This window comes from Nodosilinea sp. E11, from assembly GCF_032813545.1.
Classification (GTDB): Bacteria; Cyanobacteriota; Cyanobacteriia; order Phormidesmidales; family Phormidesmidaceae; genus Nodosilinea.
Genome location: NZ_CP136520.1, coordinates 4,588,249 through 4,601,624 on the forward strand (window position 1 = coordinate 4,588,249; position 13,376 = coordinate 4,601,624).

A 13,376-nucleotide genomic window follows, 5' to 3' on the forward strand; every position below is an offset into this window, starting at 1 on the left:
TTCGTCCAGAGCCCCGGTCAGTTGCCCTGGGCTCTGGGCAGATCAAAGTGCTGTGTCCCACCGCTCCTTCCAACCCGACAGAAGGCAAGGGCTTTACAAGCTATCGGTAACGCCGGTTTCGGCCAGGGGAGGCGGCGCAGTGACATTACTGAAGCCCATTTGGGTGGCCGCTTCTCGCAATAGCGAAATCTGCGACTGGAACTCCATACCCTTGAGGTCAGACAGAATTTCTGACAGAGGGCCCTTGGCCTCGTAGTCGCTGGGCATGTCAACAATGCGATCGCCCATGGCCTCAGCCCAGCCGTACCACACCAGCAGCTGGTTGTTGGCGCTCAGCCCACCATAACGCTGGGATATATCGCTTTGGTCGCCACGCACCACCGCTCGCATAGCCTCTAGCTGATCGGCTTCAGACATATCGTATAGCGCTTTGATCAGCGGTTCTGCCAGTTCGGGGTCGGCAGCCTCGGGAGCGGCTGGCGTGATTGAGCTGCCCATTGCTTCGTAAACGTAATAGAGCAATGCCAGCTTGTCATCGACACCTAGAGCGTCGTAGCGCTTAAAGAGCGCATCAGTAGGTTGCTCATTGATTTCAGTGGTTCGAGGTTCAGATGAAGTCATATAGCCGTCCAATTGCGACGCTTCACCTTAAACCGCTGAGCGATCGCCTCACATCGTCTAGGCGACAGGCCCTAGATCGGTCGATCGACAGAGATTCTTGAGCCTAGAACGGTCTGATAGACCGCAATTCAGCAATCTTTCTTTGCATACACCGGTAACCCCATCGGGTTTGTGAGGTTTTACCATCACTCTGTGATATGCTGCAAAAGCGCAGTGCGGATGGTTAGCCATCACGGGCTGCGATCGCTGTTTTTGGCAGATTTTTCCTGGGTTTTGGCCTATTTCCTCTCTACAGCACAGGCTAGGTCATGGCCAGGCCCCCAACCGTCGATCAGTCTATCTGTCGATCAATCGGTCCCCGGCAGCCAAATTTAATTACGTTGATGGAGTTGAACCATGTTAGATCGCATTAAACGCTGGCAAGTCAGGCTAGTAGCCTTTGCCGTTGCCCTGGTGGCGGTGGCCAGTCTACCCCTGCTCAGCGCCCCCAGCCTGGCCGATAGCCACGGCACTGAGATTGACTTTGTCAGCCCCGAGTGGCTTTCTGACCACAGTGCCGACCCCAACCTGCGCATTTTAGATGTACGCAACAACCCCCTTGACTACATTTCGGGGCACATTCCTGAGGCGGTACACCTGGCCGATACAGCCTTTCGCGGCCCCAACGGTCGTCTGCCTGTGCAGTATTGGGAGCAACAGCGGCTAGAGTCGATGTTTTCGGAGTCTGGGGTTTCGGCCAATAGCCATGTCGTGGTCTACTCCGACGGCGGCAACCTGCTGGGTGCCACCATGGTGGCCTACCTGCTAGAGCGCGCTGGCCACGGCCAGGTATCGGTGCTCGACGGCGGCTATAAGGGCTATCGCGATGCTGGGTTACCCACCACTCGCGAGTTTCCCCAGTACGAGCCCGGCAATTTTACCCTGCAAGATGATGAGTCTATTCGCGTCAGTCTTGACCAGGTGCGTGAGTACCTGAGTGGCGATGCCGATGTCGTGTTCATCGACCCCCGACCGGCCTCTCTGTTTGCCGGCGAAGATGATGTCTTTATTCGCAACGGTCATATCCCTGGGGCCAACAACATTCCCTGGCCCACCTTTACCATTGGCGAAGACAACTTCCACCGGCTCAAGGCGCTCGATGATATTGAAGCGCTCATGGCTAGCCGGGGCATCACTTCTGACGACGACATCATCGTTACGTGCAGCACAGGCCGCGAAGCCACGCTGCAATACGTAGTACTCAAGCACCTGCTGGGCTATCCCCATGTGCGGGTCTACGAAGGCTCTTGGACAGAATATTCTGCTCAGCCTGATCTGCCTGTGGCCACTGGCCGCGACCCTCGCGCCTAGGTCGCCCCTCGAGTTGACTCTCCCAAAGATGAGCGGTCTTTGGGAGAGTTTAGCTAAATCATGTTCTGTACTAGAGACCAGACCCCATGTTGCTACGCCTACTTTTGATCACCAGCGCTTTGACCACCGTGAGCTTGGTCAACACTGCCTTTGTCACTACTGCTAGCCGTTCTACCGGCTCTGACACCCTCGACCCGGTGGCCGTATGCGCTCCCACGCCCACCGATGACGACGACAAGAAAGATCCGCCTCGCCGCCCTGGCCGCAACGGTCGTGCCTTTGAGGTGTAGCGGGATGGGAGCTGCCCCCGGTTCAGCCGGGCGCATGCCATGCGCCCCTACAGGTTGGCCATTTGGGAATCGGGGTATGGGATTCGGATTCGGGATGATTTGGATTTTGACGAGACCATTAAACTAACTGCGCCATGACCCCTGCTGCTGAACTGATTCAAAAACCGCGATCGCAGTCACCGGCTCTCTACATACTGTTGGCCCTAGTGGTGGTGCTCGTAGTGGGCGTGTCGGGCTTTGGTTGGCAGCAGAGTGCCTTGGCCCTGGTGGGCACTCTGTTTGGGCTGACCCTGTACCAGGCGAGTTTTGGGTTTGCCTCATCTTACCGTCACCTGCTGGTGCGGGGCGACGGTCGGGGGGTGCTGGCCCAGGTGCTGATGCTGGGGTTGGCCACGGTGCTGTTTGCGCCGCTGCTGATCAGCGGTATTGGCCGGGGGGCCGTGGCACCGGTAGCCGCTCAGGCCGTGGTGGGGGCATTTTTGTTTGGCATTGGTATGCAGCTGGGCAGCGGCTGCGCCTGCGGCACCCTCTACACCATCGGCGGCGGTAGCTCCATGATGCTGCTTACCCTGCTCACCTTTGGCACCGGGTCATTTTTAGGCACCCTGACCGACGGGGTTTGGCAGGGGTTGCCCAAAGCCGAGGCGATGTCGCTGATCGGTCTTTGGGGCTGGGGCGGCGTCATGGTGCAAGTTGCCGTGCTGGCGGCCCTGGGGCTGGGGCTGGGGCGTTGGCAGCAATCCCGCATTGCCGAAGCGGGCGATTTTTGGGTGAAACCGACCTGGCGATCGCTACTCTACGGGCCTTGGTCCCTGGTCGTTGGCGGTGTGGCCCTCGCCCTGCTCAACACCCTCACCCTGGTGCTAGCCGGGCGGCCCTGGGGGGTGACCTGGGGCTTTACCCTGTGGGCTGCTAAGCTGGCCACTCTCTTGGGCTGGAACCCGGCCTCTAGCGAGTTTTGGCAGCAGGAGGCTGTGGCCAACGTGCTCAACGCTAGCCTGTTTGCCGATGTGACGTCGGTGATGAATTTTGGCATTGTGCTGGGGGCAGCCCTGGGGGCAGCGATCGCCGGGCAACTGACCGTGCGCAAACCGCCGTCGCGATCGGCCATAGTCGCCGCCCTCATCGGCGGCCTACTGATGGGCTACGGAGCCTGGTTAGCCTTTGGGTGCAATGTTGGCGCTTATTTCAGTGGCATTGCCTCCACCAGCTTACATGGCTGGCTGTGGATTGCCTTTGCGCTATTGGGTACGGCGGTTGGCGTCAGGCTCAGACCCTTCTTTAAGTTGCAGAATTAACCGGCAAAGTTAGTCATCTGTGGCCCAGCATTGGCCCCGCAACGCCTAGGCCGATGTCGTCCATGAGCGGTTTTTGCCTCTGACCTGCTGTAGGCTCGTACAAGCTGTATACAGTGTACCTGAGCCAGACGGCGGGCGAGAATGCGAGATAACCATCAAAACCAGATGAAATTGTCGCAGCTACGGATTTTAGTGGCCGTAGCTGAGCAGACCACCTTTAGCGACGCGGCCCTATACCTTGATATGTCGCAGTCGGCGGTTAGCCACAGTATTTCAGCCCTCGAAGATCACCTGGGGGTCGTGCTGTTTTCTCGGGGTCGCCACGGGGCGCGGCTAACCCCCGTCGGCAGTCGCATTGTTGGCTATGCTCGCACTATTTTGCAGCAGGCCGAAGCGATCGCCAAAGAAGCCGATTTAGCGCGGGGGCTCCAGGGAGGGCAGGTGCGAATCGCCTCCTTTCGCAGCATTGCCATTCATTTGCTGCCCGATGCGATCGCTCAGTTTAAGCACCACTACCCCGATATTGCCGTCAACCTCAGCGAGCACGATGACTATCGCCAGGTCGAAAAAGCCCTCCGCGAGGGCCGAGCCGACATTGGCTTTACCCTACTGCCCACCACCGACGAGTTTGACACCTGGGAAGTGTTTGAAAACGCCTACGTTGCCCTATTTCCGCCTACATTCAAACCTGCCGGCGCGCAGATTACCTGGGCAGAGCTGGCCCAGCATCCCCTAATTATGCCCCCCGCCGATCGCATCATGATGCGGGACGTTTACGAGCATATTCAGGCCTACGGCTACCAACTCAACGTGGTTTCTGAGGTCGAAACCGACACCACCATTGTTAGCTTGGTGGCCCAGGGCCTCGGTGCCACCATTCTGCCCCGCCTGGCCGCAGAGCCGATTCCAGCCCAAGTGCAGGTGTTTGCCCTACCGGTTCCCCTAGTGCGGATGATTGGGGCCGCTGTGGTGGGAGATGCCCTTCATACCCCGGCGATCTACGCCTTTTTAGACGTGCTCAAAACCCTAGGCCATGCGATCGCGCCAGAGCCCTATAGGGCCACCGCCGTACCCTAAATCTGCCCCCACTGCCGTTGTCTCAAAAAAAAGCCCTGCCAACCCTAAGGGAGACAGAGGCCATGTCATGTCTGGTCGAAGGTTAAATTAAAACGTTGCTAACTAGACTCCTGAGCCAAACCCTTTGCTCATCTCTAGGCCAAAGCGGGCCAGTGTTTCCGGAGTCCAGGTATTGCCTGAGGCGGCAGACTGCGTAGACTGGGCGTTGACACCCCAGACATTGCCTAGCCAGCGGCTAATGCCAGTAAGTTTCTGAGTTATCCAAACCTTTAGCAGGGTCATGGTAGGGCCTCTAGTGAGCAGAAGCTCGATATTTCGCAGTAGCTTTTGGAGCCATGAGTTAATAGTAAATAGCTCTAGATATAGCTACAAAAAGTAGCTTTCATCTAGCCATGAGTAGCTTAGATAAAAGTAAATTCAAACTATTGCAAAGTAATACAAAAGGTATGCGACCCAGAAAGCTGCGCTAAACTGTAAATATAGATACAGAAAAAGATGTCGTTCATCCTGTTTTTCCCTCTAGGGCACTGCTATAAAGCGCCACTAGATCACTGCCAGAGTTAGCAGGACGGAAGTAGAGACAATTCTCGAAGGAACGCGCCTCAACCACCTATGCCTTGGGAGGCGAACCTAACTATGGACACTGCTCTTGTTGCCGGACTTGAAATCATCGCTGCTGTCACGGTCATGACCGTGATTGTGTGCCCCATGCTGCTATGGGTGCTACCTAACCGCAGCAATCCCACAATTTAAAGAAAGGGTCAGGTGTGGCAGTTAGTTACCGCTGCACCTGACCCTTTGTACAATTAGCCGCTTTACAAAGCGAACGGGTCAAGGGGGGATGGACATAGAATCCATCCCCCCTTGATGTGTAATTAGCGGATGGGCTTTTGCAGGTAGACGGCAAGGGCATCAGCCATCACCTGGGCCATCGGTCGCCCTTCTTTTTCGGCGGTGGCCTGTAACGTCATAAACAGATCGTGGGAAATGCTCAGTCGGTGGCGGCCTTCCTTCGTGTGGCGGGGAGCGTATTGATCGGCATTGTAGGTTTCGGCAAACTGCCGCAGAGCCTCAAACCCGACACGATCGCAAAAATCCCCAAAGCTTTCGCCCTTTTTGCGCCCATCGCGAAAGAACACAAACAACGGTTCTAAGGTGATCTCAAGATCGTCGTCGTGCAGCCGTTCCATATAGGTGCGGGCTAGACGCGTTTGGTTAGGCGACCCGCCCAGCCACACCTGATAAGACTCAGGGGCACTGCCCACAAAGCCTAGCTCAGCCATATAGGGGCGGGCGCAGCCGTTGGGGCAGCCCGTCATCCGCACGACAAAGTGCTCGTCTTGTAGGCCTAGCTTGGTCAGCAGGGCACGCAGCCGCCCCAGCACCGTGGGCATAATGCGCTCTGACTCGGTCACCGCCAGGCCACACAGCGGCAGGGCCGGGCAGGCCATAGCATAGCGCACCAGGGGGTCGAGGTCGGTTTCTTTGACCACACCACAGCGGTTGAGAATCGCCTGAATTTCAGCTTTGTCTTCAGGCTTGATCTCGTAGAACAGCACACTTTGGTTCGGGGTCACCAGCATGGGCAGGCTAAAGCGCTGCACAATTTCCTTCAGGGCCGTTTTAAGCTGAAGGCCCTCGCGGTTGAGAATGCGACCATTCTCAACGGGGACGCCCACAAACCAGTTGCCGTCGCCCTGCTCGTGCCAGCCGAGATAGTCGTAGAAGGTCCACTTGGGCAGTTTTTTAAAGGGCTTGAGGGGCTTGCCCAGGTAGGTTTCGACCTGCTGACGAAAGCGCTCAACGCCCCAATCGTTGATCAGGTACTTCATGCGGGCGTGGCGGCGATTGTGGCGATCGCCGTAATCGCGCTGGGTGGCCACGATCGCTTTCATCAGCTCATAGACATCGGCCTTATCGATGTAGCCAATTTCATCGGCGGTGCGGGCAAAGGTTTCTTCCTTGTTGTGGGTGCGGCCCAGACCGCCTCCGGCCAGCACGTTAAAGCCCTTGAGCTGACCAGCCTTATCGGTGATCACCACCAGGGTGACATCGTGGGTATAGGCATCAATGGAGTTGTCTCCAGGCACTGTCACCGCGCACTTAAACTTGCGTGGCATGTAGTGGGTACCGTAGATTGGCTCAGCATTGTTGTGCACTACGGTGCCATTGCCGTTGCGCTGGCGGGCCGCTACCACGTCGGGGTGCTCTTCTGCCGAGAGAAACTTTTCGCCATCCAGCCAAATTTCGTAGTAGGCCTCGGTCTGGGGCCGCAGCAGGTCGGCGATGTTGTTGGCATATTCCTGGGCTAACAGATACTCAGGCCGATGCTTAAACGGAGCAGGCGGGGCCATCACGTTGCGGTTGAGGTCGCCGCAGGCTCCTAGGGTAGACCCTAAGCTGCGCACGATCGCGCCAATGCTGGCCTTGAGGTTTTGCTTGAGAATGCCGTGGAGCTGAATGCCCTGGCGAGTGGTGGCCCGCAGGGTGCCGTTGCCATACTCATCGGAGAGGCGATCGAGGGTCAAATAGAGCTCTGGAGAAATGTACCCGCCAGGATTGCGGGTCCGCAGCATCATCTGGTAGTCCTTCTCCTGGCCCTTGGCGCGGTGATCACGGTTGTCTTGCTGGTAAGAGCCGTGAAACTTGAGAATTTGAATCGCCGGTTCAGAGAAGTGATTGGTATCTTGCAGCAACTCGCTGGCCACCGGCTCACGCAAAAAGTTGCTGTTCTCTTTAATCACCTCCACCTTAGATGGCGTTGGCCCAGGAGCGGCGGTATTGGGGGTCGATTTGATGGGAGTCTGAACCATAGCGGCAGGCAAATAACCGTTAAAACAGAAAAATCCAGGCAATGGCACCGCGCTAGCGGCCAATTCCCTGAACGTCGGACAGCAGCATTTCCAAAGATTCTCCGGTAACCCGGTCGGGATTTCGGTGAATGCCTGCTTTCATCCTACCATCGGATCCAAAGAATCGGGCGGCTTGCCCACGGAAATTCACAGTTTCAACTGTAGGTAATTCCGGCTAGTTTGCGCAAACGTTACCGCTGCAAAGCGTTACATCGGCCCTCAATGGAATGAGTTGCCCATGGAGTCAGATCAATCGAGCCTCGGCCATCTACGATCAATTGAGTAGGATCACACTTAGGCTTTGCAGGACTCACGCCATGCCCGATGCCATTATGTACCAGGAAGATATGTTCGTTGTGCTGATGCCTGGCCTGGCAGAAGAATTTTTGACCCCCGCAGAGCTGCTCGACCGGTTGATGGGCCTATTGGGCGATCGCCAAGACAACCTTCCCCGCGATCTCCAGCGGTTTAGTAATCTAGCCACCCAGGCCCAACACCTGCGCGACACCGGCTGCGAGCTAGAGCTAGCCCCTGGCGAAGCCATGCAGTGGTATATCGTCCGCCTCGAAAAATAACGCGACTGGTTTTTGATTTTGGCTAGCTGCAACGCTGCGCGGCTGGCCACGGTTTGAGTAATGCAAGCACCCCAACCACCATGACCCATTCCCCTCTCCCCATTCCCACATTCTTTAAGCCCGACGCCGTCGGTGAGATCTGGCCTGTGCCCTACCAGCAGCGGGCCACCGAGGCCAAAGCCTGGGCCACCACCCACGGCATCACCGCCGCCGCCACCGATAGTCGTCGCCTCTGCCTGCTGCTGATTGATGTGCAAAACACCTTTTGCTTGCCGGGGTTTGAGCTGTTTGTAGGCGGGCGATCGGGGGTAGGGGCCGTAGACGACAGCCGCCGCCTGGGCGAGTTTATCTACCGCAATCTGGGGCAGATCACCACTATCACCGCCACCCTCGACACCCACAGCGCCATGCAGGTGTTTCACCCCGAGTTTTGGGTTAACGCCGAGGGCGAAAATCCGCCGCCGATGACCCTAATCCACTACGACGATGTCGTGCAGGGTAAGTGGCGGGTGAATCCAGCGGTGGCCGCCAATCTAACCGTTCCTAGAGATTTACCAGAGTACGCGCTGCACTACACCAAAACCCTTGATGACCGAGGCAAATATCCCCTCACCATCTGGCCCTACCACTCCATGCTGGGGGGCATTGGCCATGCCCTGGTGCCTGCGATCGAAGAAGCCTGCTTTTTTCACACCATCGCCCGCCAGAGCCAGACCCGCTTTGAACTCAAAGGCAGCAACCCACTGACCGAAAACTACTCAGTGCTCAGCCCCGAGGTGATGGAAGACGCCCAGGGACAGGCGATCGCCCAAAAAAACACCCCGCTGATCGAAACTCTGCTCGATTTTGACGGCCTAATTATTGCTGGTCAGGCCAAAAGCCACTGCGTCGCCTGGACGGTGGCCGATCTGCTCAGCGATATTCAAGCCACCGACCCGGCCCTGGCACAAAAGGTCTATTTGCTCGACGACTGCACTTCCCCCGTCGTCGTCCCTGGCGTGATCGATTTTACCGATCGGGCCGAATCAACCTATCAACAATTTGCCGCCGCTGGCATGCACCGAGTTCAATCCACCACGCCCCTAGCCGAATGGCCAGGTTTAGCTTAAAAAGACTTTTCAATAATGAATAAAAAATGAATTATGGCCATTCAGATTAGGTTGTAAATGAAAGACGGACTTCTTGCTCATAGACTGCATCCCGAGTTTAAGTAGATAGTTGTAATTAAACGTAGGATGGGCAAAGCCTTGCATGCCCATCGCTCTGATGATGGGCATGCAAGGCTTTGCCCATCCTACGAGGGGTTTATATTTAATTGCACCTTCCTACTTACAAATTCATCATTTTGACAGCTAGCTAGTCCGTCATTCCCGTGCAGACGGGAATCCACAGCGGACAGCTTGCTCCCAAATGGATTCCCACGCAAGTGGGAATGACGTAGGCACCTGCAAAAGTAGGATTCACCCTTGCTCATACAAGCGATACGCCTGTCCTACAGATTTTTACGTTTTATAGAGCATCGCTATAGGCATGAGCATTCTTGCCAGAAAGGCTAGGGGTTTAGACAAAATTTGCTGCCAAACAATGGTAAGGTTTTGAGTATTGAAGGGGAGTAGCTTTGGGCTAGCCTAGCCCAATTGTCTGAATCAACATACTGGCGATGAGCCTGGTTCAGACAGTGCATTAGACCACAGGTCTACTCACAAGCGAGACCTTCACTAAGTCCACCACTGACGTGGGCTTGGTGGAGGCTTTTAAAGTATCCATCAGGCCTGCTCAGCCTACGCCACCCCGGAGAGAGCATGCACCCCCTGACTGGATTTACCGCTGGCTTACTACTCATCACCCTGTCTGAGCTGGGCGATAAAACCTTTTTCATCGGCATGATTTTGGCAACGCGCCACCCGCGCCGCTGGGTGTTTTTGGGCGTCACCGCCGCACTGTTTGTGATGACGGTGCTCTCGGTGGTCATTGGCCAAGTAGCCACCGTCTTGCCTCAACCCTACGTGCAGGGGCTCACCGTAGCGCTCTTTCTCGGCTTTGGCATTAAGCTGCTCTACGATGCTAGCCGTATGACCGGCGAAGGGCATCTGGCCGAAGAACAGGCCGAAGCGCTAGAAGCCGTCGAAGAACGCGAGGCCGGGGTTACCCAGTGGTCGGTCAGAATGGTGTTGGTCGAAGCCTTTAGCCTCACCTTCGTGGCCGAATGGGGCGATCGCACCCAGTTTGCCACCATTGCCCTAGCGGCAGCTAACCACCCTGTCGGCGTGGTGCTAGGGGCAACCCTGGGTCATGCGATCTGCGCGGCGATCGCCGTCGCCTGCGGCAAACTGATCGCCGGACGCATCTCCGAGCGCTGGCTGACCACCGTAGGCGGTCTACTTTTTATTGTCTTTGGCCTTGTCGCCGCCCTAGAGATGGTTTAGGTGCTTGACTAAAGCCATGAACTGGCTCAGGAACAACAATGCTCAGCCCCCATCTGAATCTCTCAAAAAAAATCTGGAGGGTGATGATATGAAATCTGATCGCCGTGGGTAGTCTACCTAAAGAAGCGCAGAACACCTTACCTGCTTCTCAAGGAGACACCTACTCATGAAAACTTCTCTTAAAGCCAACCTGCTCAAGCACTTCATCACCAAAAAAGAAGAAGGCGGCTTCACCCTAATTGAACTGCTGGTTGTTATTATCATCATCGGTATTCTAGCTGCGATCGCTCTACCTTCTTTCTTGAACCAGGCCAACAAAGCCAAGCAATCTGAAGCCAAAACCTACATCGGCTCCATGAACCGCGCCCAACAGGCTTACTTTCTAGAACGCAACACCTTTGCTATTAACGAGAACTTCGCTCAGCTGGGTCTGGGTGTAAATCCTACTACTGCCAATTATCAGTACTCCATATCCACCGCACGCCCAACGGGTGGCATTCGTCAGTATGCTCTTCCTATAGAAGCAGCACAATCTGCGCTTAAAACCTATGGCGGTGCTGTGACGATTGGCACGACTGGTGGTGGAACCCCAGCTAATACCGAGGCAACTACGCTGGCGGTTATGTGTGAAGGTGCTCTGAGTCCTCTTCAGGGTGGAGCTTATACCCTTGAGCACGTTAATACGGCCGTTATCATCCCTGGCTCTGGAGCGAACGTTCCCGCTTGTAACGAAGTCCAGACTGGCACTGGTATGATTGCTGTCCGCTAAGTTCTCAGTTGATTAGCTCCGACTGAGCTAGTAAATCTCTAAAGGGGCAGTCAACCTAGTTTGATTTGCCCTTTCTTTCTTTTTCACACCAGTGTTGTAGGGTGGGCACTGCCAGCCCTGTCAAGGTGGGGCAGATTCAGGGGCCGATCCCCTGGATTCACCGCTGGGCCTAGGACTAAAAGTCCAAGGTTCAAAGCCAAAATCCTCTTTAGAGGATTTTGGGCTGGCTGCCCCAGTCTGCTAAAGCAGACTTTCGCCGTAAGCCAGGGAACTCACTCCCTGGTGGTTATAGCCAGAATATCTGGCCTATGGACACTTCAGGAATAGTTTGGCCACCTTGACAGGGGTGGGTGGGCACTGCCTACCAGTTTGGTTAGTACCAGTTATGTGTACACATGACTACATTGCATAACGCACTAAGGCCAACTATAAACTAGTGGGCCTTAGCTTTTGATCAGCGTCCTTATCGCCAAAAATATGATGTTGCCAGCATCAATCATTAACCCGAAACAGTTCAATCGTGCCAAGAACCTTATTTTCTGGCTAATGCCCATCGCTTTTTTGGGGGGGCTGCTGCCGCTACAAACGCAGCGACTTAGAACTTTAGAAGACAAAAGCTACAGTGAGCAAGATCTACAGCGCCAGGCCCAGACTACAGCCTCTGCCCTAGCGCTAGCCCAAAAAGCACCCGCCTTTGGGTTTGACAACCTTGTAGCCAACTGGTTTTTCTTACAATTTCTGCAATACTTTGGCGACGATGCAGCACGGCAGTCTACCAATTATAGCCTCAGCCCAGACTTCTTTCGAGTAATTATTCCTAACGATCCGTTCTATAGATACTTTTATTTATTTCTCTCGGGCAGCACCAGCAACTTTGCGGGTAAACCTGAGCAAAGCGTGGCCATTATGGCTGAGGGGCTAGATCACCTTAGCCCTACCCTACCGCCCGATGGGTTTTACATCTGGCGATATCGCGGAGTAGACGAGTTGCTCTACCTAGGCGATGGTGAAGCCGCTCAAAAGTCTTTTCAAACCGCTGCCGACTGGGCCAGACAGTCGTCTGACCCCGATGCCCCATTTATGGCCGATAACTCTCAGCAAACTGCCGACTTCTTAGCCAATAACCCCCTCAGCAAGCAGGCCCAAGTCAGTGCCTGGTCAAGTGTGCTGGCCAACGCCTTTGACGATGCCACTCGTCAGCGTGCTATCGATCGCATCAATGCCCTGGGCGGCAGTGTGCTCATCAGCGAAACAGGGGGGATTAGCATTCAGTTTCCCCAAGATGATTAAGAAGATGTTTGAAGAGTTCTGTTCATTGTAGTAAAAGGTGGAGATCCCCCTAAATTCCCCTTTTTAAGAGGGATTTAGGGGGATCTCCACTTTTTAAGGGGGCTAGGGGGAACCCCATGGACTACCACAAAGCACAACCAGCTCTGATAAGCAGTAGCCTAAAAAGGGGGGATCGCCCTACAGCTGACCGCAATCGGCGATCATCACCGGTTCAGAGGTTTGGCCACTGCGGCTGCCCACCTGCTCCATAGTGCTCACCACATCCATGCCCTCAACCACGCTGCCAAACACGACGTGCTTGCCGTCGAGCCAGGGCGTAGCAACGGTCGTGAGAAAGAACTGCGACCCGTTAGTATTGGGGCCAGCATTGGCCATGCTCAGCAGGCCAGGGGTCGTGTGCTTGAGGGTAAAGTTTTCGTCGGCAAACTTCATGCCGTAGATCGACTCGCCGCCGGTGCCATTGCCACGGGTAAAGTCGCCACCCTGGCACATAAATTCGGGAATGATGCGGTGGAAGCTAGAGCCTTTAAAGTGCAGCGGCACGCCGGAGGTACCCATTCCCTTCTCGCCAGTGCATAGGGCGCGGAAGTTCTCAGCGGTTTTGGGGGCAACATCGGCCCGCAGCTCCATCACAATGCGGCCCGCTGGGGTACCGCCAATCGTGATGTCGAAAAAGACTCTAGGATTAGTTGCTTCAGTCATAGCTAGCTCTCAGGTTCAAGACGCAGGGGTTAACCTTGCCATTAACCCACAGTTTGACAGATACCTCAAAGCCAGACAGACAGAAATTGCTCCAGAATCCAAAATTTTTCTCAGCAAGCTAGCCTT

At 55.4% G+C, this 13,376-nt stretch carries 13 protein-coding genes and 1 riboswitch; of the genes, 9 read left to right on the forward strand and 4 right to left on the reverse strand.

Annotation, left to right across the window (positions count from 1 at the left end; all coding sequences use genetic code 11):
• Positions 1–93 precede the first annotated feature (93 nt).
• A complete protein-coding gene (locus RRF56_RS22715; RefSeq protein ID WP_317035426.1) occupies positions 94–621 on the reverse strand; it encodes an orange carotenoid protein N-terminal domain-containing protein in 528 nt (175 codons plus the stop codon).
• 396 nt (positions 622–1,017) lie between these two features.
• Between RRF56_RS22715 and RRF56_RS22720 the strand changes: the two genes are divergently transcribed.
• From RRF56_RS22720 to RRF56_RS22735, 4 genes are all read left to right on the forward strand, one after another.
• Positions 1,018–1,971, forward strand: coding sequence for a sulfurtransferase (locus RRF56_RS22720; RefSeq protein ID WP_317035427.1), 954 nt, complete (start codon positions 1,018–1,020; stop codon positions 1,969–1,971).
• Between the two features lie 86 nt (positions 1,972–2,057).
• On the forward strand, positions 2,058–2,261 hold the full coding sequence (locus RRF56_RS22725; protein ID WP_317035428.1) for a hypothetical protein: 204 nt from the start codon (positions 2,058–2,060) through the stop codon (positions 2,259–2,261).
• A 134-nt stretch (positions 2,262–2,395) separates the two neighbouring features.
• Complete coding sequence (locus RRF56_RS22730) at positions 2,396–3,559, forward strand: YeeE/YedE family protein (RefSeq protein WP_317035429.1); 1,164 nt, start codon at positions 2,396–2,398, stop codon at positions 3,557–3,559.
• A gap of 165 nt (positions 3,560–3,724) precedes the next feature.
• Entirely contained in the window at positions 3,725–4,636 is a 912-nt protein-coding gene (locus RRF56_RS22735; protein WP_317035430.1) for a LysR family transcriptional regulator, read from the forward strand.
• A 102-nt stretch (positions 4,637–4,738) separates the two neighbouring features.
• Here RRF56_RS22735 and RRF56_RS22740 read toward each other — a convergent pair whose 3' ends face one another.
• Together RRF56_RS22740 and sir are read right to left on the reverse strand one after the other, a co-directional pair.
• Positions 4,739–4,918 (reverse strand): hypothetical protein, encoded by a 180-nt coding sequence (locus RRF56_RS22740; protein ID WP_317035431.1) that lies wholly within the window; start codon positions 4,916–4,918, stop codon positions 4,739–4,741.
• Positions 4,919–5,133: 215 nt separating this feature from the next.
• Positions 5,134–5,238: riboswitch (Glutamine riboswitch) on the forward strand.
• A 273-nt stretch (positions 5,239–5,511) separates the two neighbouring features.
• The gene (gene sir / locus RRF56_RS22745; protein WP_317035432.1) at positions 5,512–7,449 is read right to left on the reverse strand and encodes a sulfite reductase, ferredoxin dependent; all 1,938 of its coding nucleotides are present in this window, start codon (positions 7,447–7,449) and stop codon (positions 5,512–5,514) included.
• 356 nt (positions 7,450–7,805) lie between these two features.
• Here sir and RRF56_RS22750 point away from each other — a divergent pair, with 356 nt between their 5' ends.
• The 5 genes from RRF56_RS22750 (at position 7,806) to RRF56_RS22770 (ending at position 12,548) form a co-directional block, all read left to right on the forward strand.
• Positions 7,806–8,063, forward strand: coding sequence for a chlororespiratory reduction protein 7 (locus RRF56_RS22750; RefSeq protein WP_317035433.1), 258 nt, complete (start codon positions 7,806–7,808; stop codon positions 8,061–8,063).
• An 80-nt stretch (positions 8,064–8,143) separates the two neighbouring features.
• Entirely contained in the window at positions 8,144–9,172 is a 1,029-nt protein-coding gene (locus RRF56_RS22755; RefSeq protein WP_317035434.1) for an isochorismatase, read from the forward strand.
• Between the two features lie 693 nt (positions 9,173–9,865).
• On the forward strand, positions 9,866–10,489 hold the full coding sequence (locus RRF56_RS22760) for a TMEM165/GDT1 family protein (protein WP_317035435.1): 624 nt from the start codon (positions 9,866–9,868) through the stop codon (positions 10,487–10,489).
• Between the two features lie 166 nt (positions 10,490–10,655).
• The gene (locus tag RRF56_RS22765; protein ID WP_317035436.1) at positions 10,656–11,258 is read left to right on the forward strand and encodes a type IV pilin-like G/H family protein; all 603 of its coding nucleotides are present in this window, start codon (positions 10,656–10,658) and stop codon (positions 11,256–11,258) included.
• A gap of 546 nt (positions 11,259–11,804) precedes the next feature.
• Complete coding sequence (locus tag RRF56_RS22770; RefSeq protein ID WP_317035437.1) at positions 11,805–12,548, forward strand: hypothetical protein; 744 nt, start codon at positions 11,805–11,807, stop codon at positions 12,546–12,548.
• A 177-nt stretch (positions 12,549–12,725) separates the two neighbouring features.
• On the opposite strand, the gene RRF56_RS22775 is transcribed toward RRF56_RS22770, so the two are convergent.
• Positions 12,726–13,250, reverse strand: a complete 525-nt coding sequence (locus tag RRF56_RS22775; RefSeq protein WP_317035438.1) for a peptidylprolyl isomerase — start codon at positions 13,248–13,250, stop codon at positions 12,726–12,728.
• Between the last annotated feature and the right edge of the window lie 126 nt (positions 13,251–13,376).

Bases quoted from the DNA above. Each gene is read 5' to 3' on its own strand.
- RRF56_RS22715 (WP_317035426.1), bottom strand. From the start codon at position 621: ATGACTTCATCTGAACCTCGAACCACTGAAATCAATGAGCAACCTACT.
- RRF56_RS22720 (WP_317035427.1), top strand. From the start codon at position 1,018: ATGTTAGATCGCATTAAACGCTGGCAAGTCAGGCTAGTAGCCTTTGCC.
- RRF56_RS22725 (WP_317035428.1), top strand. From the start codon at position 2,058: ATGTTGCTACGCCTACTTTTGATCACCAGCGCTTTGACCACCGTGAGC.
- RRF56_RS22730 (WP_317035429.1), top strand. From the start codon at position 2,396: ATGACCCCTGCTGCTGAACTGATTCAAAAACCGCGATCGCAGTCACCG.
- RRF56_RS22735 (WP_317035430.1), top strand. From the start codon at position 3,725: ATGAAATTGTCGCAGCTACGGATTTTAGTGGCCGTAGCTGAGCAGACC.
- RRF56_RS22740 (WP_317035431.1), bottom strand. From the start codon at position 4,918: ATGACCCTGCTAAAGGTTTGGATAACTCAGAAACTTACTGGCATTAGC.
- sir (WP_317035432.1), bottom strand. From the start codon at position 7,449: ATGGTTCAGACTCCCATCAAATCGACCCCCAATACCGCCGCTCCTGGG.
- RRF56_RS22750 (WP_317035433.1), top strand. From the start codon at position 7,806: ATGCCCGATGCCATTATGTACCAGGAAGATATGTTCGTTGTGCTGATG.
- RRF56_RS22755 (WP_317035434.1), top strand. From the start codon at position 8,144: ATGACCCATTCCCCTCTCCCCATTCCCACATTCTTTAAGCCCGACGCC.
- RRF56_RS22760 (WP_317035435.1), top strand. From the start codon at position 9,866: ATGCACCCCCTGACTGGATTTACCGCTGGCTTACTACTCATCACCCTG.
- RRF56_RS22765 (WP_317035436.1), top strand. From the start codon at position 10,656: ATGAAAACTTCTCTTAAAGCCAACCTGCTCAAGCACTTCATCACCAAA.
- RRF56_RS22770 (WP_317035437.1), top strand. From the start codon at position 11,805: ATGCCCATCGCTTTTTTGGGGGGGCTGCTGCCGCTACAAACGCAGCGA.
- RRF56_RS22775 (WP_317035438.1), bottom strand. From the start codon at position 13,250: ATGACTGAAGCAACTAATCCTAGAGTCTTTTTCGACATCACGATTGGC.